The organism is Pseudomonas sp. S2_F03, assembly GCF_054668335.1.
Window position 1 is genome coordinate 1,261,337 of sequence record NZ_CP162759.1, and the last position, 18,562, is coordinate 1,279,898.

Consider the following 18,562-nt stretch of genomic DNA (forward strand, 5'->3'; position numbering starts at 1 on the left):
AACTATTACGCCTGGTGGCTAGTAACGTAGTCGATTGCAGCTTGTACAGTAGTGATCTTCTCAGCTTCTTCGTCAGGGATTTCGGTCTCGAATTCCTCTTCCAGAGCCATCACCAGCTCAACGGTGTCAAGGGAGTCGGCACCCAGGTCTTCAACGAAGGAAGCAGTGTTAACCACTTCTTCTTCTTTAACGCCCAGTTGCTCAGCAACGATTTTCTTGACGCGCTCTTCGATGGTGCTCATACCTTGTTTTCACTCCTAATGGACAAATTCAGGCAGCTGGCCAGTGGGTAAGTGTATAGAAAGACTTTTCAGCTTTTCAACTGAAAGCTTCACTCCTCAAACCCGACAGCCCTCTGCCTATAAATAGATTGCAGCTTTATAACGGATTTTAGACAGCTCGTATGACATTTTTTTGAAGCGATCCGTCACATTTAACTCATGTACATCCCGCCGTTCACCGGGATTGTAGCCCCAGTAACGTAAGCCGCACCGTCGGATGCAAGAAAAGCGACCACAGACGCGATCTCTTGTGCTTGCCCCAGACGGCCCAGCGGAATTTGCGTCTGCAAGGCTTCACGCTGTGCCTCGGGCAGTTCGCGGGTCATGTCGGTATCGATGAACCCTGGGGCCACCGAGTTTACCGTAATCGACCGCGAACCGACTTCACGTGCCAGTGCACGACTGAAACCTTCCAGACCGGCCTTGGCGGCTGCGTAGTTTACTTGGCCAGCGTTGCCCATGGCACCCACTACCGAGCCAATACTGATAATTCGTCCCCAACGGGCTTTGGTCATACCGCGCAAAACGCCCTTGGACAGGCGGAACAGACTGTTCAGGTTGGTATCGACGACATCATGCCACTCGTCGTCTTTCATGCGCATCATCAGGTTATCGCGGGTGATACCGGCATTGTTGACCAGGATCGCCGGCGCACCGAACTGTGCCGTGATCTCTGCCAGCACCGCGGCAACGGATTCGTCGCTGGTGACATTGAGTTCCAGACCGGTGCCTTGAACACCGTTTTCCTTCAGGTTGGCGGCAATACGCTCGGCACCCGAGGCAGAGGTCGCAGTGCCGATAACGATGGCACCCTGACGACCCAGTTCCAGGGCGATAGCCTGGCCGATACCGCGGCTCGCACCGGTGACCAGTGCAACTTTACCTTGCAGACTCATGCAAGTTTCTCCTGATTCAGGCCTGCGCTGCACGGGCGGCAGCGAAAGCGTCTGGGGTATTGAGGTTGGATGTCGATACGCCTTCGGCGCAGCGTTTGTTCAGGCCGGCCAGCACTTTGCCAGGTCCGCATTCGACCAGATTGGTCGCGCCCTTGGCTGCCAGCGCCTGGACCGATTCGACCCAGCGTACAGGCTTGTAGAGCTGCTCAAGCAGATCGCGCTTGAGGGTTTCCAGATCGGCCGGCACATCGGCACTGACGTTCTGGACCACAGGAATCTGCGGCACCTGCCAGTCGATCGCGGCGATCGACGCAGCGAAACGCTCGGCGGCCGGGCGCATCAGTTCGCAGTGGGACGGCACACTGACCGGCAACGGCATGGCGCGCTTGGCACCACGAGCCTTGCAGCCTTCAATGGCACGCTCGACCGCGGCCTTGGCACCGGCGATAACCACTTGGCCCGGGGAGTTGAAATTCACCGCACTGACCACTTCGCCTTGCGCCGCTTCGGCACAGGCTGCCAGCACGTCAGCATCGTCCAGACCGAGGATAGCGGCCATGCCGCCCTGCCCGGCCGGAACGGCTTCTTGCATCAGCTTACCCCGGGTTTCAACCAGCTTCACCGCGTCGCCCAGACTCAAGCTGCCCGCAGCGACCAGGGCGCTGTATTCGCCCAGGCTGTGACCGGCAACATAAGCCGGACGCGCGCCACCTTCAGCCAGCCACAGACGCCACAAGGCGATCGAGGCGGTCAGAATGGCCGGTTGGGTTTTATCGGTTTGATTGAGTTGCTCTTCCGGCCCTTGCTGGGTCAGCGCCCACAGGTCGTAACCCAGGGCATCGGAAGCTTCTTTGAATGTTTCGAGGACAACCGGATGTTGCGCGCCCAACTCGGCCAGCATGCCGAGGGACTGCGAACCCTGTCCTGGAAAGACGAATGCGAGGGAAGCAGACATGTAACAAGCCCCTAATGATCTTGTCGTCGGAGAATTGACGTCCCGCTATGGGGGACGCAAGAAACTGACAGTTGGATGGCCAAATGAACTGAGCGGTCACATTTAAGCATTGTCCGACGAAAACACCTAAAGCAACAAATCCTCCAGCCGACCGTGAATACGCTCCGGCAGGTTTTCCTGAATCTCGATCAGTGCTCGGGAAATGGCGCTCTGGAACCCCTGAACTCCGGCCGATCCGTGACTTTTCACGACAATTCCTTGCAACCCGAGAAAGCTTGCACCGTTGTGCCGAGCGGGCGCCAGATCGGCTTGCAGGCGCTTCATCAACGGCAGCGCGAGGGCACCGACCAATTTCGAGGCGAGGTTTTGCCTGAACAGCGCTTCAATGCGCCCGGCAATCATGGTCGCCAGACCTTCGCTGGATTTAAGCAGGATATTGCCGACAAAACCGTCACACACCACCACATCGGCCTCGCCACGGTACAAGCCGTCACCTTCGACAAAACCGATGTAATTGATGCCACGGGCCGCCTGCAACAAAGTGGCGGCCAGCTTGACCTGCTGATTGCCCTTGATGTCTTCGGTGCCGATGTTCAGCAGCGCCACACGCGGCCGGACAATACCGAGCGTTTCGGCCGCCACCGACCCCATGACCGCGAACTGCAGCAAGTGCTCGGCGCTGCAATCGACGTTGGCGCCCAGATCGAGCAACTGGCAATAACCCTTCTGAGTCGGAATCGCCGCCACCATCGCCGGACGATCAATACCCGGCAAGGTTTTGAGCACAAACCGCGACAACGCCATCAGCGCACCGGTATTGCCAGCGCTGACACAGGCCTGAACCTTGCCATCGCGCAATAACTCGAGCGCCACGCGCATCGACGAGTCGGGCTTGCCGCGCAGGGCCTGCGCAGGCTTCTCGTCCATGGTGATGACTTCAGACGCAGGCACAATCGACAGGCGCGAGCGATCCACAGCCGACTGGCCAGAGAGCAATTCTTCAAGAAGAGAGGGTTGACCGACGAGGGTCAGGTGCAGCGAGGGTGTTGCAGACAGGCAAGCAAGGCTGGCCTGAACAATGCTGCGGGGACCGAAGTCCCCGCCCATTGCGTCAATCGCGATGACTTGAGCAGACAAGGATTACTCGTCAGCGCCCTTGTCGATCACTTTACGACCACGGTATACGCCTTCTGGCGATACGTGGTGACGCAGGTGAACTTCACCGGTGGTTTTTTCTACAGACAGGGTGCTAGCCTCGAGAGCGTCGTGCGAACGGCGCATGTCACGGGCAGAGCGGGATTTTTTGTTCTGCTGAACAGCCATAATTGATTAACTCCTAAACGTTTGGGTCACGCTTTAACTGCGCCAATACACTGAACGGGTTGGACCGCGTTACCTCGTCCTCGCTCGGTTCGGGCTCATCGAGACCCGCCGGCTGCTGGCATTCTTCCGGATGATGAGCAGGCACAATGGGCAAGGCGAGCAGAAGCTCCTCCTCGATCAGTGACTGCAGATCCAAAGGATCTTCGCCCAGTTCCAGCACGTCATAACCTTTCGGCAACGACTGGGTATTCGCACCCTCCTTCACCACAGCATAACTGCATTCGCTATGGATCGGCAGGGTGACCAGCTCAAGACAACGCTGGCAAACCATTTTGACTTCGGTGTCGATAAAGCTGTGGATGACCACAGATTTACGTTCATCTCGTTCAAAAACGAATTTAGCCTGCACCGTACCGACAGTATCGGAAAGCGGGTCGCAGAGTCTCTCCAAATCGGCCAGCAGCAGTTCACCTTGAAGGGTGGTGCCACGGTCAGCCAATTTGCGCGGGTCAACGTGAGGTGGAATCGGGTCATTCAACATAGGCGCAGCATTATAGGGATGCCCCCGGCCATGTCAAAGGAAATTCAGCCCTGTCCGTCACTTGCAAGCCTCCGCTAGAATCCGGACCTGACTTTTGGAGTTGCGCATGCTGCCTTTACTACTCGCTTCAAGCTCGGTGTATCGCCGGGAATTACTGGCCCGCCTGCAGCTGCCATTCACCTGCAGCTCGCCGGATATCGACGAAAACCATCGTCCGGGCGAGCCCGCCATTGAACTGGTCAAGCGCCTCGCCAAAGAAAAAGCCCTGGCACTGATGGGCAGCCATACCGCTCACCTAATCATCGGCTCCGACCAGGTCGCGGTACTCGGCGAGCGGATTATCGGCAAACCCCACACCTTCGAAAAGGCCCGCGAGCAATTGCTGGCCGCCAGCGGTGCCAGCGTGACCTTCCTGACCGGCCTGGCGCTGCTCAACAGCCAGACAGGCGAATGCCAGGTTGATTGCGTGCCGTTCACCGTGCACATGCGCACGCTGGATCAGGCGCGCATCGAACGCTACCTGCGCGCCGAGCAGCCCTACGACTGCGCTGGCAGCTTCAAGGCGGAAGGCTTGGGGGTGAGTCTGTTTCAAAGCACAGAAGGCCCTGACGCTACCAGCCTGATCGGCCTGCCACTGATCCGCCTGATCGATATGTTGCTAGCCGAAGGCGTGCAAATCCCTGACCACCACAATCGTGTAGCAGCTGGCGAAGCCTGCGTTCGAGTGCGCAGCGCTCGCCAAACCATATGCCGCGACCTGTCAGGCAAACCGCGAAATCCGGATTTGCGAGCGCTACGCACTCGAACGCAGGCTTCGCCAGCTGCTACAGAGACCGCACAGGTATTAAAAAAACCGGCCACCTGGGCCGGTTTTTAATGCCAAAGGAGATCAGCGCATTGATGGACCGTGAAACCCCATCCACATCGCCAATTGCTCCGCAACGCTGGCACCGAGCTTCTTCGAGAAACGATCGAACGGCGATTCCTGAACGGTGAAGTCCACCAGCTCCTTCTCGCCAATCACGTCACGGGCCACCGAACTGGCATTGCCCAGACCATCGATCAAACCGAGCGGCAGCGCCTGCTCACCGTTCCAGACCAACCCGGAGAACAGCTCCGGATGCTCTTTGTCCTTCAGGCGATCGCCACGACCCTTCTTCACGCTGTTGATGAATTGCTGGTGCGTGGTGTCCAGCACACCCTGCCAGAACTGAGTTTCTTCAGGCTTCTGCGGCTGGAACGGATCGAGGAACGACTTGTGCTCACCCGAGGTGTAGGTACGACGCTCGACACCCAGCTTCTCCATGGTACCGACAAAACCATAGCCGGCCGCCGTCACACCAATGGAACCCACCAGGCTCGCCTTGTCGGCGTAGATCTGATCCGCCGCACTGGCGATGTAGTAAGCACCCGAAGCCCCCAGATCCGAAATCACCGCATACACCTTGGTATCAGGATGCAGGCCACGCAGGCGGACGATTTCGTCATACACATAACCCGACTGCACCGGACTGCCGCCCGGGCTGTTGATGCGCAGCACGATGCCTTTGACTTTCTCGTCCTCAAAGGCAGCACGCAGGCTGCCGACGATGTTGTCAGCACTGGCCGGCTCCTTGTCGGCGATCATGCCCGTCACATCGATCAATGCCGTGTAGTTGGTGCTGCGGGTCGCGCTCTTTTCCATGTCCATCAGCGGCGTAAACAGGATCAGCGCGACAAACAGGTACACGAAGGTCAGCAGCTTGAAGAATATCCCCCAGCGGCGAGACCTGCGTTGTTCCTGCACACCCGCCAGCAGAGTCTTTTCCAGCAGCTTCCAGCTTTTCTCGTCACCGCTCTGCGCACTCGACTTGTCAGGCGCCTTCCATTCGTCGGTCATGACATCTACCCCAGCAAAAACCTGTTAAGCCCGCTGATTCAGCCAGGCATGCAATTCTGAAAAACGATCAATGGCCAGCGCCGGCTCGAACACTTTCAGCGCCTCGATCGATTGCGCGCCATAGCTGACTGCAACCGAATCCATGCCGGCGTTGCGCGCCATCTGCAAGTCGAAGGACGAATCGCCGACCATCAACGCTTGCTCAGGGCGAACCTCGCAGTGGGCGAGAATCTGCTCAAGCATCAGCGGATGAGGCTTGCTCGCGGTTTCGTCGGCGGCACGGGTAATGTCGAAATAGTCTTCCCACCCGTGAGACTTCAGCACCCGATCCAGCCCGCGACGCGCCTTGCCGGTCGCCACAGCCAAATGATACCCCTCGGCACGGAACGCCTCCATCGACTCGACGACCCCCTCGAACAACGGCGAAGGCACCGCCTCCGAAGCGATGTAGTGATCGGCATAGTGCTGACGAAACGCTACCAGTTCGGCGTCGCCAATCTCCGGATACAGGGTGCGAATCGCTTCCGGTAAACCGAGACCGATAATGCCCTTGACGGCAAAGTCGTCACGCAACGGATACCCGGAGCGTTCGGACGCGACATGCATCGCCTCGACAATCCGACCAATGGAATCGGCCAGCGTGCCGTCCCAATCGAAAATCAGCAGTTTGTAATCAGAGGGGCGCACTCAATCGCTCCACGGTCTTGGCCCACATCTCATCCACCGGCGCCTGCAATTTCAGCTCGCCACCATCGGGCAGCGGCACAGTCAGCATGTAGGCGTGCAAGAACAGGCGCTTGCCGCCCAAATCACGGATCTCTTTGCTGAAATCGTCATCGCCGTACTTGGTGTCGCCGGCAATGCAATGCCCGGCGTGCAGGGTATGGACGCGGATCTGGTGAGTGCGGCCGGTGATCGGCTTGGCTTCGATCAGGGTGGCAAAGTCGCCGAAGCGGCGCAGGACCTTGAACACGGTCACCGACTCCTTCCCCTCCTCCTCGTCGACCTCGACCATGCGCTCGCCGGAGCGCAGATTGCTCTTGCCCAGCGACGCACGAACCTGCTTGATCGAGGCCGCCCAGTTACCGCGGACCAGCGCCATGTAGCGCTTGTCGACGCCATCGCCGCGCAATGCCGTGTGCAAATGGCGCAGCATGCTGCGCTTCTTGGCGATCATCAGCAGGCCGGAGGTGTCACGGTCGAGACGGTGGACCAGCTCCAGCTCCTTGCAATCGGGACGCAACTGACGAAAGGCTTCGATCACTCCATAAGTCAGGCCGCTGCCGCCATGAACCGCAATGCCGCAAGGCTTGTTGATCACGATCAGCGCCTTGTCTTCGAAGACAATCGAGGCTTCGAGGCGCTGCAGCAGGCCTTGGGCCAGCGGCACCGGCTCGTCGCGCTCAGGCACGCGAACCGGCGGCACGCGCACGATATCGCCCGCCTGCAGCTTGTATTCGGGCTTGATCCGTCCCTTGTTCACACGCACTTCGCCTTTACGCAAAATGCGGTAAATCAAGGTCTTGGGCACGCCTTTGAGCCGAGCGAGAAGGAAGTTGTCAATACGTTGGCCGGCATATTCCGGCGAGACCTCCAGCAGCTGTACCGCTGGGGTCGGAGGGGTTGTAGTCGTCATGGCGCGGATGATAACAATTTTTTATGGAATTGAAGCACTTAATCATTGCTGCTATAGTCGCGAACGCCGCCAAAAGCGGCCTGGACAGCGGACCAACGGTCAAAAACCGGCCCTGACCAACGCAATTCACCAGGACGTGAGGCCGTCCTACGGGGCTTTCGCTACGTAACGGTGGAGTTTGCAGCTGTAACGAGCGCAGGTGACATGAGGCCTGAATCAAGCCGCAAAGCAGAGTTTTCACTCGCCTTGCGAGCCAATATTCACGGCCAGTTCACAAAGTGCAGTCAGCGACGAACGACCCCGAGCGAACGCTTCGGAAACAACGCCTAAATTAGCCATGATGCGTGACCTCCCCCTTCGGAGCTCACGGTAAATGCCAACCCGCTGCGGATTCTGCGCGCGGCAGCACCCGAATTATCAGGGATACGTGTAGGGTGGAGATGCACAACCGCTGGACTGTGTAGCAATAGGCTTTATCAAGACGCTTCATCTCGTCCACAGCCGCTGGTTGATTCCTCCTCCTGACTGAGTGCTTAAGTAGCCACAGCAAGCAGGACGCGTACGTCGCGACACCGACCCAATTGGTCGGGGTTCGCTAGACACTGGAGTGGCCAACCACTCCTGACGCACCTGACACCGACCGTGAGAAGTCGTGTGTGCCGAACGCCGTTTCCGGCAGCCCGGAAACCGACGGTACTACATGAAAAGAATGCTGATTAACGCAACTCAACCCGAAGAGTTGCGTGTTGCACTGGTAGATGGCCAACGCCTCTACGACCTGGACATCGAATCCGGTGCACGCGAGCAGAAGAAGGCCAACATCTATAAAGGCCGGATTACTCGCATCGAACCAAGCCTTGAGGCTGCCTTTGTCGATTTCGGCTCCGAGCGCCACGGCTTCCTGCCCCTCAAAGAAATCTCCCGCGAATACTTCAAGAAAGCCCCCGAAGGCCGCGTCAATATCAAGGACGTCCTGAGCGAAGGCCAGGAAGTCATCGTTCAGGTCGAAAAAGAAGAACGTGGCAACAAGGGCGCCGCCCTGACCACCTTCATCAGCCTGGCCGGTCGTTACCTCGTTCTGATGCCGAACAACCCGCGTGCCGGCGGTATCTCCCGTCGCATTGAAGGTGAAGAGCGCAACGAACTGCGTGAAGCCCTGAACGGCCTGGTTGCCCCGGCCGACATGGGCCTGATCGTTCGCACTGCCGGCCTTGGCCGCAGCAGCGAAGAAATGCAGTGGGACCTCGATTACCTGCTGCAACTCTGGACCGCCATCAAAGAAGCCTCGCTGGATCGCTCCGCGCCGTTCCTGATTTACCAGGAAAGCAACGTGATCATCCGCGCCATCCGCGATTACCTGCGCCAGGACATCGGCGAAGTGCTGATCGACAGCGTTGAAGCCCAGGACGAAGCCCTGACCTTCATCCGCCAGGTGATGCCGCAGTACGCCAGCAAGATCAAGCTGTACGAGGACAGCGTTCCGCTGTTCAACCGTTTCCAGATCGAAAGCCAGATCGAGACCGCTTTCCAGCGCGTCGTTGAACTGCCTTCCGGCGGTTCCATCGTTATCGATCCGACCGAAGCCCTGGTGTCCATCGACATCAACTCGGCGCGCGCCACCAAAGGCAGCGACATCGAAGAAACCGCACTGCAGACCAACCTTGAAGCCGCCGAAGAAATCGCCCGTCAGTTGCGCCTGCGCGACATCGGCGGCCTGATCGTCATCGACTTCATCGACATGACCCCTGCCAAGAACCAGCGCGCCGTGGAAGAGAAAGTCCGCGAATGCCTGGAAGCCGACCGCGCTCGCGTGCAAGTCGGTCGCATCTCGCGCTTCGGCCTGCTGGAAATGTCCCGTCAACGCCTGCGTCCATCGCTGGGCGAAAGCAGCGGCATCGTTTGCCCGCGTTGCAACGGCACCGGCATCATCCGTGATGTTGAATCGCTGTCGCTGGCCATTCTTCGCCTGATCGAAGAAGAAGCCCTGAAAGACCGCACCGCCGAAGTTCGCGCACAAGTGCCAATCCCGGTTGCTGCGTTCCTGCTCAACGAAAAACGCAACTCGATTACCAAGATCGAACTGCGTACCCGTGCCCGCATCGTCATTCTGCCGAACGACCACCTCGAAACGCCGCACTTCGAAGTTCAGCGTCTGCGCGATGACAGCCCGGAAGCCAGCATCAATCAGTCCAGCTACGAAATCGCTGCTGCCGCTGCCGAAGTCGAAGAAGTCCAGCCAGCCGCAGCGACCCGCACCCTGGTTCGCCAGGAAGCGGCGGTCAAGACCGCTCCGGCCCGCGCCAACGCTCCGGTTCCGACCGAAGTCGTTGCCGCGCCAGTAGCCGCACCGGCTGCCGTGCCAGAACCAAGCCTGTTCAAAGGCCTAGTGAAGTCACTGGTCAGCCTGTTCGCGACCAAGGAAGAGCCTGTTGCTCCGGTTGTGGTTGAAAAACCAGCGACCACCGAGCGCCCGGCCCGTAACGAAGAACGTCGCAACGGTCGTCAGCAGAGCCGCAACCGTAATGGTCGCCGCGACGAAGAGCGCAAGCCTCGTGAGGAACGTGCACCGCGTGAAGAACGCGCACCACGTGAGCCACGCGAAGTCCGTGAAGAAACCCCGGCCGTAGCTCGTGAAGAACGTGCTCCACGCGAAGAACGCGCACCACGCGCCCCTCGCGAAGAACGTGCACCGCGCGCTCCACGCGAAGACCGCAAGCCACGTGGCGATCGTGAAGAACGCCCGGTTCGTGAACTGCGCGAGCCTCTGGATACTGCTCCGGCCGCTGCGGCTACCGCTGAAGAGCGTCCGGCTCGTCAGCCACGTGAAGAACGCGCTCCACGCCCACCGCGTGAAGAACGTCAGCCACGTGCAGAACAAGCTGCTGCCGCCGTTGCTGAAGAAGAGCTGACCTCCAACGAAGAGCAACTGCAGGAAGACGGTCAGGAAGGCGCCGAAGGCGATCGTCCACGCCGCCGCTCCCGTGGCCAGCGTCGTCGCAGCAACCGTCGCGAGCGTCAACGCGATGCCAACGGCAACGTGATCGAAGGTTCGGAAGAATCCGAAGGTAACGAAGCGGGCGAAAGCAACGAAGCACCAACCACTGCCGATCTGGCCGCCGGCCTGGCTGTTACCGCAGCCGTTGCCAGCACCGTGATCAGCGCACCGGCTGAAGCACAAGCTCACGAGCAAGCTGAACGCGCCAGTGCATCTGTTCAGGAAACGGCTCCGGTTGAAGCGCCAGTGGTTGAAGCAACGACTCCGGTCGAAGCGACTGCCGCTCCGGAAATCGAAGTGGCTCCGGTTCGTGAAGCGTTCGTTCGTGAAGAAGCCCAATCTGTAGTTGAAGCGACTGTCGTCGCCGAGCCAGTGGTTGCTGCCGAGCCTGCTGCCGAAACCGTCACTGAAACCGTGACCGAAGCTGTTCGCGAAGTTCGTGAAGAACAAACCGCGTTCAACTGGGTTGCCGAGCCGGTTGCTGTTGAAGCGCCAGCACCGGTGGCTGAAGCTGAAGTAGCTGAAGCGATGGTTTCCGAGCCCGTAGTCGTGGCTGCCGAACCTGCTCCAGTGGTTGAAGCACCGGCTCCGGTTGTTGCCGAAGTGGCTGAACCTGCTGTTGAAGTGGCCCCAGTCAGCGCCCTGACGCCAAGCGGCCGTGCACCGAACGACCCGCGTGAAGTGCGTCGTCGCAAGCGTGAAGAAGAGCGTCTGCAGAGGGAAGCCGAACTGGCTGCCACTGCTGCTCCGGTTGAAGCGCCTGTCGCTGCAGAGCCAGCGCCGGTTGTTGCTGAAGTGGTCGAAGCGGCACCTGCCGAATCGGTCATCGAGGAAGCACCTCGCTCCGTTCAGGAAGCAGTAGAGCAACACGAACAAGCCCAGGAAAAAGAGCACGAGCCTAAACCACTCGTCTAACATCCTCGGTTATTAAAAAGCCCCGCCTGGTGATCCAGGCGGGGCTTTTTTATGTCTGTTGCCTCGTTCCCACAGGCGATCTATCCCGGCTTGTAGATCAGCGCTTCAGGCACATCCACATCCCACAATACCCCTGGATCATCCACTGCCACTTCGATCACCCTGCCCTGCGCAAACAACGGCTTGGCCCCACGATCTCCCGACAGCGCCATCAACGCCGAGCAAAAGATGCGACCAAATCCCACCGGATGCCCAAACTCACCCTCCAGCACCGGCACGCTGATCGCATCGTCAGTCACGCCCGCCAGCACTGCTTCAATCGTGGACGGCAGGATAAACGGCATATCCCCCAACACCATCAGCCAGCCACTGAGCTGCGCACACGCCGCCACGCCGGCTGCGATGCTGTCACCCATGCCCGTCGCTTCGATCAGTACAATCTCGCAGCCATACGCCTGAGCCATGCGAATCACTTGCGGGCGATCCGCAGTCGTCACCAACACGCGCTTATCCAGCGAAGCCGGCAGGTTCACCAATACCTGCTCAATCACCGAGCGAACAGCACCGTCGCGCCCCGTGCAATCGGCCAACAACTTGTCCTTCTCAGCCCCCGCCACCTGACGAAAACGACTGCCCTGCCCCGCCGCCAGCACAATCACGCCGATGGGTTCATTCATAAAGCCTCCCGCAACGGCTTTTTCTGCTTCAGTTCAACGCCGTTCTTGATCGCGACAATTTCCGCCATCAATGACAAGGCGATTTCTGCCGGACTGTGGCTGCCAATGTGCAACCCGATCGGCCCGTGCAGGCGCTCGATGGATTGTGGCGACAAGCCCAACTGAGCGAGGTTCTCCCTGCGCTTCAGGCTGTTGACCCGCGAGCCCAGTGCGCCGACATAAAAGGCCTTGGAGTCGAGGGCCGTGAGCAGTGCCATGTCATCCAGACGCGGGTCGTGAGTCAGGGCGACGATGGCCGTGCGCTCGTCGGTCTGGATGTTCAGCACCGCTTCGTCCGGCATGCCCGGTACGAAGCGTCCGTGTTGTGCTTCCCAACCGTAGACGAATTCGGTGCGTGGATCGCAGATCAACACTTCGAAATCCAGCAGCCGCGCCATTTCGGCGACGTAACGGGACAATTGCCCCGCACCGATCAGCAACAGGCGCCAACGCGGGCCATAAATAGCGCGCAGCGTATGGCCATCAAAACTCAGCACATCGGCCTTGTCCGCCGCCTGCAAAGCCACTTCGCCGGTCGCGATATCCAGCGAACGTGCGACGATTTCATGGGCTTCGCAGCGCGCCAGCAACTCAGCGACCCAGGCCGGGTCGCCGACCCGCTCTTCGGTCAGGCGCAACGTACCGCCGCACGGCAAACCAAACCGCGCGGCCTCCTCGCGAGTGACACCGTAGGTGATCAACTGAACGGGCGGTCCGTCGGCCGGAATACGCCCGTCGTGCAGACGGGCAATCAGATCATCCTCGACACAACCGCCCGACACCGAGCCAATCACCACGCCATCTTCACGCAACGCCAACATGGCACCCGGTGCCCGAGGCGCGGTGCCCCAGGTCTGGACCACGCTGTACAGCACCACTCGCTGACCGGCGCGGCGCCATTCAAGCACGCTGCGCAGGACGTTCAGATCGACGCTATCCATCAGGTGGTAGCCTTCTGCCAACCTTGCAGTTGATAGCGAACCGGCAGGTTGCGGATGCGCTTGCCGGTGGCGGCAAAGATTGCATTGCACAGTGCCGGCGCAATCGGCGGCACACCTGGTTCCCCGACACCGCCCAACGGCACAACCCCTGGCGGCGTGACCAAATGAACGGCAACTTCCTTGGGCGCCAGGGACATGCGCGCCACTTCGTACATGTGGAAGTTGTCCTGCTGGACCTTGCCGTCCTTGAAGCTGATTTCTCCCAGCACCGCGTTGCCCAGGCCCATGACGCAAGCGCCCTCGAACTGCGAGCGGATACGCTCAGGGTTGATTTGCGGCCCGCAATCCACGGCGATGTCGGCCTTGTGCACAATCAGCGTGCCGTCGTCTTTGACTTCGACCTCGATCGCGGCAGCCACATAAGTGACAAAGCTGTAATGCACGGCCAGGCCCAGGCCTCGGCCCTTGGGCATTTCACGGCCCCAACCGGCGGCTTTGGCCGCGGTTTCCAGCACTGTGCGCAGGCGCGCGGTGTCGATTGGATAACGCTCGGGGGATTCGCCGTAGTTCCACCCGTCACTCAACGTTCTTGGATCGATCTGACGGTCAGGGCCGATCAGCTTGATCTGGTACTTGAGCGGATCCTGCCCGGCCTTGTGCGCCAGCTCATCGACAAAACTTTGAATCGCAAAGCCGTGCGGGATATTCGATACCGAGCGATACCAGCCGACGCGGGTATGAACCGTGGCTTCCGGGTTTTCCAGGCGCACGTTGGGAATCGCGTAGGCCATGTTGGTGAACCCCATGCCCAGCTCGAACGCCGCCTCGTGGTTCATGCCTGGTGCAAACAGCGCGGTGATGCTCGGGGCCACGGTGCGGTGCAGCCAGGCGGATGGCAGGCCGTCCTTGTTCAGACTGGCTTTGAGGTACTCGACCGACACAGTGTGGAAATAGGAACAGTGGATGTCGTCTTCACGGGTCCATTGCACCCGCACAGCCTTGCCGGGAAACTCTTCAGCGAGGATGGCGGCTTCAATGATGAAGTCAGGTTTGGATTTGCGACCAAAACCGCCACCCAGCAAGGTCACGTTGAACGTCACGTTATCGAAGGGAATGCCCAGGCGTTCGCCGATCCTGGTGCGGGTCACCTGCGGCGCCTGACTCGGCCCCCAGGCTTGGCAGACACCGTCCTTGAAGCGGGCAATGGCGACCATCGGCTCCATGGGTGCCTGAGCCAGATGCGGCAAGTAGTAAGACGCGTCGAAAGTACTGTCGGCACTGCTCAAAGCCTCTTCGATGTTGCCGGTATTGCGTACCACTTTGCCGGGCTTGAGGGACGCCGCTTCCAGTTCCTTGCGATAGGCAATGGAGTCATAACTGGCGTTCGGACCGTCGTCCCACTCGATCTTCAGCGCATCACGCCCTTTGATCGCGGCCCATGTGTTGCTGGCCACCACGGCCACACCGCCCAAGGGTTGAAACTCGGACGGCAGCGGGCGGCCTTCGATCTGCAGGACTTTGATCACGCCCGGAACTTGCAGCGCGGCGCTGGAATCAACGGATTTGACCTTGCCGCCGTACACCGCCGGACGCGCAATGGTGGCGTAGAGCATGCCGTCAAAATGCACGTCGGCACCGTAAATGGCGCGGCCATTGACGATGTCGGCGCCATCGATGGCCTTGATTCCTTCCTTGCCGATGTAGCGAAACTCTGACGGCTGCTTGAGCCGCAGACTGTCACGGGCCGGCACGGCCAGCGCACCCGCCGCTGCGGCCAGGGCGCCATAGCCCAGCTCACGCCCGGTCGGCTGGTGAATCACTTTATGCAATTGCGCTCGGCACTCGGCGACCGGCACTTTCCACTGCGCGGCAGCGGCTTGTTCCAGCATGGTTCGCGCGGCGGCACCGCAACGGCGCATCGGTTCAAACCAGTGACGCATGCTGCGGGAACCGTCGGTGTCCTGATTGCCGAAACGTACTTCGTCGCCCGGCGCCTGCTGCACCTTCATCATCGACCAGTCGGCGTCGAGTTCATCGGCCACCACCATCGTCAGGCTGGTGCGCACGCCCTGGCCCATTTCTGAACGGTTGCAGACCACCGTTACCATCCCATCGGCAGCAATGCTGATGTACACCTTCGGATCATCGACCCAACCGTGCGGCATGCCCTCGGCGCCAAACTGCTTCGGCTCCTCGGCCAAAGCGTCTTGCCAACCCCAACTCGCAGCCAGCACCAATGCGCTGGTGGCGCCCACACCCTTGAGAAAACCCCGGCGACTCAAATTACTGAGATTACTCAGGGCAAAATCATTCGGTAACTGGCTCATGCCTTGGCCTCCTTCAAGTGTATGGAAGCCTGACGGATGGCAGTCTTGATGCGGTTGTAAGTGCCGCAGCGGCAAATGTTACCGACCATTGCCTCTTCGATTTGAGCGTCGGTGGGATCGGGATTGGTCTTGAGCAGTGCCGTCGCGGACATGATCTGCCCGCCCTGGCAGAAACCGCACTGGGCCACGGCGGTGTCGAGCCAGGCTTGCTGGACAATCTTGCCTATCGGGTCGTTGTGCAATTCGTCGATGGTCGTGACGTTTTGCCCGAATGCGGAACCGACGGTCGTGATGCAAGCCCGTGCGGGTTGACCGTTGATATGAATCGTACAGGCGCCGCACAGGCCCATGCCGCAGCCGAATTTCGTGCCGGGATGGCCGCCCGCAACATCGCGGATAGCCCAGAGCAACGGCATCTCGTCCGCCACATCCATTTTGTAAGGTTGTCCGTTGAGAATCAGGGTATTCATGGGCACGCCCGCATAGTTCTTGAGGTATGGGGTCGAGCAATCTGCCGTTGGGTCTTGGTTCGTAACACGCAGATCGACTCAAGCTGAGGCTCTCTTTTGCGACGGGAACGTCTGCACCGGGCCTTTAGTGGAGCAAGTGCTAGCATCGTTAGGTGGCTAAGTTAACCCAGCATTAACAAAAAAGCCCTGTACGGTTGAAGGCGTACAGGGCTTTGAGATCAGTCTTGAAAGCGTAGCCTCAGTACTGATTGGGCTCCATTTCCAGGTCGACATGGAAACGTTCCGATATGTCTTTCTGGATACGCTGCGCCAGTCTGAGCAATTGCAGGCCCGTCGCGCTGCCGTAATTGACCAGCACCAACGCCTGCAACTTGTGCACGCCAGCGTCGGCATCGCGGAAGCCTTTCCACCCTGCCCGTTCGATCAACCAGCCTGCAGCCAGCTTCATTTGACCGTCCGGTTGTGCGTAGGCGACCAGGTCCGGGTATTCGCCCTTGAGCTGTGCGACCAGTGCCGCGGGCACCAACGGGTTTTTGAAGAAACTGCCCGCATTGCCCAGCAAGGCCGGGTCCGGGAGCTTTTCATTGCGGATGCTGCAAATGGCCAGGCTGACATCCGTTGCCGTCGGTTGCTCGATGCCTTGCTCGGTCAGGCGCTGACGCACCGGGCCGTATTCCAGATGCAGGTGCGCGGCGCGGTCCAGCGCAAAACGCACCCGCAGGATCAACCAACGCCCCGGCTGCTGTTTGAACACGCTGTCGCGATAAGCGAAATTGCATTCTTCGAGAGTGAAATCCCGTAGCTCGCCAGTCTGGCGATCCAGCGCGGTCAGGCCGGAGAACACGTCCTTGATTTCGACCCCGTACGCGCCAATGTTTTGCATCGGCGCCGCACCGACGGTACCGGGAATCAGGCTGAGGTTTTCCAGGCCCGACAACCCTTGCGCCAGCGTGTGCTGCACGAACGGATGCCAAGGCTCGCCGGCCTCGGCTTCGATCACGACTTTGCTGCCGTCATCGCTGAGGATGCGAATCCCGCGCGTGGCCATGCGCAGCACCAGCGACTGGATATCCGCTGTCAGCAGCAAGTTGCTGCCGCCACCGATGACCAGCAGCGGCACATCATGCGCCGCCGCATACGCCAGGGCTTCGCGCACGTCAGCATCGCTGTGGGCTTCGGCGAACAGACGAGCCTGAACGTCGACACCGAAGCTGTTGAACGGCTTGAGTGAAACCTGTGATTGAACCTGCAAACTCATAGCCGTCCCTTCAATTCGATCACCAGCAAATCACTGGCGCGCTCGATCAGGTCCAGCACCTGTTCGAAGCCCTGGTCACCGTCGTAGTACGGGTCCGGGACCTCATCGAGTTCCGACTGGTAGCGACGCAGGAACAAATCCAGCTCGGCTTTGCCCTTGGCCGGTTGCAGCGACTTGAGGTGGCGCAGGTTGCTGTTGTCCATCGCCAGAATCAAGTCGTAAGTGGCGAAATCGGCACGGGTGACTTGCTGGGCGCGCTGGGCGGACAAGTCGTAACCGCGCAACTTGGCCGCGGCCTGGCTGCGTTTGTCCGGCGCCTTACCGACATGCCAGTCACCGGTGCCGGCGGAGGCGACTTCAACCTGATCGGCCAGCCCCGCTTCGCGCAGTTTGTGCCGCAACACGCCTTCGGCCGTTGGAGAACGGCAGATGTTGCCCAGGCACACGAACAAAACGCGCATCAGGCCTCCAGCAGGCGACGAACGCGCTCAAGGTCTTCAACGGTGTCGACACCGGTCGGTGGTGCGATCAGCGCGTCGGCGACGTGAATCCGCACGCCGTGCCACAAGGCTCGCAGTTGTTCCAGCGACTCGGTGTTTTCCAGCCAGCACGGGCCCCAGCTGACGAAGTCCTGCAGGAAACCGGCGCGATAGGCATAAATGCCGATGTGGCGACGGTATGGCACGCCTTCCGGCAATTGCTCGCGGCTCTTGGCGAACGCGTCCCGGGCCCACGGCAAGGTCGAGCGACTGAAGGTCAGTGCCAGGCCATTAAGGTCGCTGACGACCTTGACCACATTGGGGTTGAACAGTGTTTCCACGTCTTCGATCGGCTCGGCCAGGGTGGCCATGCGCGCTTCGGTGTGAGCAGCGAGGTTGGCGGCGACCTGATCGATCACGCTCGGCGGGATCAGCGGTTCGTCACCCTGGACGTTGACCACGATGGCGTCGGGCGCCAAGCCGAGTTTTGCTGCGACCTCGGCCAGACGGTCGGTGCCGGAATTGTGGTCTTCGCGGGTCAGCACCACTTCAGCACCGAACCCGTTGCACGCCTCGACAATGCGCGCATCGTCGGTGGCAACCACCACGCGCTGTGCGCTGCTTTTGCTGGCCTGCTCCCAGACATGCTGGATCATCGGCTTGCCGGCGATCAGCAGCAGCGGCTTACCCGGCAAGCGGGTGGAGGCAAAACGCGATGGAATGACAACGGTAAAGGCTGTGGTCATTTATCCAGACGCTCGTCGGTGGTCAGGGTGCGCGCTTCAGTTTCGAGCATCACCGGAATGCCGTCGCGAATCGGGTATGCCAGACCGGCGCCCTTGCTGATCAGCTCGGTCTTGTCGGCGCTGAGCTTGAGTGGGCCTTTGCAGACCGGGCAAGCGAGGATATCGAGCAATTTGGTGTCCATGAGCATTCCCTGGATAAAAACG

18 protein-coding genes and 1 pseudogene are annotated in these 18,562 nt (G+C 59.9%); 2 read left to right on the top strand and 17 right to left on the bottom strand.

Going from position 1 to position 18,562, the window contains the following annotated elements; translation table 11 throughout:
- Positions 1-5: 5 nt before the first annotated feature.
- The 6 genes from acpP to AB4N76_RS06050 form a co-directional block, all read right to left on the bottom strand.
- On the bottom strand, positions 6-242 hold the full coding sequence (gene acpP / locus AB4N76_RS06025; RefSeq protein WP_003175607.1) for an acyl carrier protein: 237 nt from the start codon (positions 240-242) through the stop codon (positions 6-8).
- 191 nt (positions 243-433) lie between these two features.
- Positions 434-1,177, bottom strand: coding sequence for a 3-oxoacyl-ACP reductase FabG (gene fabG, locus AB4N76_RS06030; RefSeq protein ID WP_046031684.1), 744 nt, complete (start codon positions 1,175-1,177; stop codon positions 434-436).
- A gap of 16 nt (positions 1,178-1,193) precedes the next feature.
- Positions 1,194-2,132 (bottom strand): ACP S-malonyltransferase, encoded by a 939-nt coding sequence (gene fabD / locus AB4N76_RS06035; protein WP_077431525.1) that lies wholly within the window; start codon positions 2,130-2,132, stop codon positions 1,194-1,196.
- 126 nt (positions 2,133-2,258) lie between these two features.
- A complete protein-coding gene (plsX, locus tag AB4N76_RS06040; protein WP_077431523.1) occupies positions 2,259-3,269 on the bottom strand; it encodes a phosphate acyltransferase PlsX in 1,011 nt (336 codons plus the stop codon).
- Between the two features lie 3 nt (positions 3,270-3,272).
- Positions 3,273-3,455, bottom strand: coding sequence for a 50S ribosomal protein L32 (gene rpmF / locus AB4N76_RS06045; RefSeq protein ID WP_003179396.1), 183 nt, complete (start codon positions 3,453-3,455; stop codon positions 3,273-3,275).
- A 13-nt stretch (positions 3,456-3,468) separates the two neighbouring features.
- Entirely contained in the window at positions 3,469-3,996 is a 528-nt protein-coding gene (locus AB4N76_RS06050; protein ID WP_004371317.1) for a YceD family protein, read from the bottom strand.
- Positions 3,997-4,102: 106 nt separating this feature from the next.
- On the opposite strand from AB4N76_RS06050, the pseudogene AB4N76_RS06055 reads away from it, so the two are divergent.
- Positions 4,103-4,678, top strand: a pseudogene (locus AB4N76_RS06055) (Maf family protein); the annotation flags it as partial.
- Between the two features lie 207 nt (positions 4,679-4,885).
- Here the strand turns inward: AB4N76_RS06055 and sppA are convergent.
- Genes sppA through rluC form a run of 3 tightly spaced genes read right to left on the bottom strand, consistent with a single transcriptional unit; the run spans position 4,886 to position 7,511 of the window.
- Positions 4,886-5,875 (bottom strand): signal peptide peptidase SppA, encoded by a 990-nt coding sequence (gene sppA / locus AB4N76_RS06060; RefSeq protein WP_046031680.1) that lies wholly within the window; start codon positions 5,873-5,875, stop codon positions 4,886-4,888.
- 24 nt (positions 5,876-5,899) lie between these two features.
- Positions 5,900-6,562, bottom strand: a complete 663-nt coding sequence (locus AB4N76_RS06065; RefSeq protein WP_046031679.1) for an HAD-IA family hydrolase — start codon at positions 6,560-6,562, stop codon at positions 5,900-5,902.
- Entirely contained in the window at positions 6,549-7,511 is a 963-nt protein-coding gene (gene rluC, locus AB4N76_RS06070) for a 23S rRNA pseudouridine(955/2504/2580) synthase RluC (protein ID WP_046031678.1), read from the bottom strand. The genes AB4N76_RS06065 and rluC overlap by 14 nt, the downstream gene beginning before the upstream one ends.
- 700 nt (positions 7,512-8,211) lie before the next feature.
- On the opposite strand from rluC, the gene rne reads away from it, so the two are divergent.
- Positions 8,212-11,421 carry a ribonuclease E gene (rne, locus tag AB4N76_RS06075; protein ID WP_460164266.1) on the top strand — a complete coding sequence of 1,070 codons (3,210 nt, stop codon included), beginning with the start codon at positions 8,212-8,214 and terminating at the stop codon, positions 11,419-11,421.
- Between the two features lie 80 nt (positions 11,422-11,501).
- On the opposite strand, the gene AB4N76_RS06080 is transcribed toward rne, so the two are convergent.
- From AB4N76_RS06080 to AB4N76_RS06115, 8 genes are all read right to left on the bottom strand, one after another.
- Complete coding sequence (locus AB4N76_RS06080; protein WP_046031676.1) at positions 11,502-12,098, bottom strand: nucleotidyltransferase family protein; 597 nt, start codon at positions 12,096-12,098, stop codon at positions 11,502-11,504.
- Positions 12,095-13,078: an XdhC family protein gene (locus AB4N76_RS06085; protein WP_077431513.1), complete on the bottom strand. Its 984-nt coding sequence runs from the start codon at positions 13,076-13,078 to the stop codon at positions 12,095-12,097. Before AB4N76_RS06085 ends, AB4N76_RS06080 begins: the two co-directional genes overlap by 4 nt.
- Entirely contained in the window at positions 13,078-15,405 is a 2,328-nt protein-coding gene (locus AB4N76_RS06090) for a xanthine dehydrogenase family protein molybdopterin-binding subunit (RefSeq protein WP_460164267.1), read from the bottom strand. Before AB4N76_RS06090 ends, AB4N76_RS06085 begins: the two co-directional genes overlap by 1 nt.
- Positions 15,402-15,875 carry a (2Fe-2S)-binding protein gene (locus tag AB4N76_RS06095; protein WP_046031673.1) on the bottom strand — a complete coding sequence of 158 codons (474 nt, stop codon included), beginning with the start codon at positions 15,873-15,875 and terminating at the stop codon, positions 15,402-15,404. Before AB4N76_RS06095 ends, AB4N76_RS06090 begins: the two co-directional genes overlap by 4 nt.
- A gap of 238 nt (positions 15,876-16,113) precedes the next feature.
- Positions 16,114-17,133 (bottom strand): UDP-N-acetylmuramate dehydrogenase, encoded by a 1,020-nt coding sequence (gene murB, locus AB4N76_RS06100; protein WP_460164268.1) that lies wholly within the window; start codon positions 17,131-17,133, stop codon positions 16,114-16,116.
- Positions 17,130-17,594 (bottom strand): low molecular weight protein-tyrosine-phosphatase, encoded by a 465-nt coding sequence (locus AB4N76_RS06105; protein ID WP_077431509.1) that lies wholly within the window; start codon positions 17,592-17,594, stop codon positions 17,130-17,132. The genes murB and AB4N76_RS06105 overlap by 4 nt, the downstream gene beginning before the upstream one ends.
- Complete coding sequence (kdsB, locus tag AB4N76_RS06110) at positions 17,594-18,358, bottom strand: 3-deoxy-manno-octulosonate cytidylyltransferase (protein WP_077431507.1); 765 nt, start codon at positions 18,356-18,358, stop codon at positions 17,594-17,596. The genes AB4N76_RS06105 and kdsB overlap by 1 nt, the downstream gene beginning before the upstream one ends.
- Positions 18,355-18,540: a Trm112 family protein gene (locus tag AB4N76_RS06115; protein ID WP_007945752.1), complete on the bottom strand. Its 186-nt coding sequence runs from the start codon at positions 18,538-18,540 to the stop codon at positions 18,355-18,357. The genes kdsB and AB4N76_RS06115 overlap by 4 nt, the downstream gene beginning before the upstream one ends.
- Positions 18,541-18,562: the final 22 nt, after the last annotated feature.

Bases quoted from the DNA above. Each gene is read 5' to 3' on its own strand.
- acpP (WP_003175607.1), bottom strand. From the start codon at position 242: ATGAGCACCATCGAAGAGCGCGTCAAGAAAATCGTTGCTGAGCAACTG.
- fabG (WP_046031684.1), bottom strand. From the start codon at position 1,177: ATGAGTCTGCAAGGTAAAGTTGCACTGGTCACCGGTGCGAGCCGCGGT.
- fabD (WP_077431525.1), bottom strand. From the start codon at position 2,132: ATGTCTGCTTCCCTCGCATTCGTCTTTCCAGGACAGGGTTCGCAGTCC.
- rpmF (WP_003179396.1), bottom strand. From the start codon at position 3,455: ATGGCTGTTCAGCAGAACAAAAAATCCCGCTCTGCCCGTGACATGCGC.
- AB4N76_RS06050 (WP_004371317.1), bottom strand. From the start codon at position 3,996: ATGTTGAATGACCCGATTCCACCTCACGTTGACCCGCGCAAATTGGCT.
- sppA (WP_046031680.1), bottom strand. From the start codon at position 5,875: ATGACCGACGAATGGAAGGCGCCTGACAAGTCGAGTGCGCAGAGCGGT.
- rluC (WP_046031678.1), bottom strand. From the start codon at position 7,511: ATGACGACTACAACCCCTCCGACCCCAGCGGTACAGCTGCTGGAGGTC.
- rne (WP_460164266.1), top strand. From the start codon at position 8,212: ATGAAAAGAATGCTGATTAACGCAACTCAACCCGAAGAGTTGCGTGTT.
- AB4N76_RS06080 (WP_046031676.1), bottom strand. From the start codon at position 12,098: ATGAATGAACCCATCGGCGTGATTGTGCTGGCGGCGGGGCAGGGCAGT.
- AB4N76_RS06085 (WP_077431513.1), bottom strand. From the start codon at position 13,078: ATGGATAGCGTCGATCTGAACGTCCTGCGCAGCGTGCTTGAATGGCGC.
- AB4N76_RS06090 (WP_460164267.1), bottom strand. From the start codon at position 15,405: ATGAGCCAGTTACCGAATGATTTTGCCCTGAGTAATCTCAGTAATTTG.
- AB4N76_RS06095 (WP_046031673.1), bottom strand. From the start codon at position 15,875: ATGAATACCCTGATTCTCAACGGACAACCTTACAAAATGGATGTGGCG.
- murB (WP_460164268.1), bottom strand. From the start codon at position 17,133: ATGAGTTTGCAGGTTCAATCACAGGTTTCACTCAAGCCGTTCAACAGC.
- AB4N76_RS06105 (WP_077431509.1), bottom strand. From the start codon at position 17,594: ATGCGCGTTTTGTTCGTGTGCCTGGGCAACATCTGCCGTTCTCCAACG.
- kdsB (WP_077431507.1), bottom strand. From the start codon at position 18,358: ATGACCACAGCCTTTACCGTTGTCATTCCATCGCGTTTTGCCTCCACC.
- AB4N76_RS06115 (WP_007945752.1), bottom strand. From the start codon at position 18,540: ATGGACACCAAATTGCTCGATATCCTCGCTTGCCCGGTCTGCAAAGGC.